1 protein-coding gene is annotated in these 240 nt (G+C 62.1%); it reads right to left on the bottom strand.

The features are described from left to right. Window positions 1–240: ABC transporter substrate-binding protein (locus tag SB756_RS34745; protein ID WP_410913843.1), on the bottom strand; the 240-nt coding region annotated here is incomplete at both ends.

The raw sequence follows: 240 nt of genomic DNA on the forward strand, positions 1-240 counted from the left end.
GCCCCATGCCTGAAACGACATGGGCACCTTGCCGCCACGTTGCTGATCGCGCAGGGCCGCATACTTCAAGTAGCGCAGCTTGGCGTTGATGCCCACGGCACGCAGGTTGCCGATGATGGCTTCGACATAGTCACGGTCGCGATACGCGAAGATTTCCGTCTCGAAGCCATTCGGGTAGCCGGCTTCGGCCAGTAGCGCCCTGGCCTTGGCCGGGTCATAGTCGTAAACCGTGGCAGCCGT

The sequence above is a fragment of the Pseudomonas sp. SIMBA_068 genome (genome assembly GCF_046534705.1).
GTDB lineage: Bacteria > Pseudomonadota > Gammaproteobacteria > Pseudomonadales > Pseudomonadaceae > Aquipseudomonas > Aquipseudomonas putida.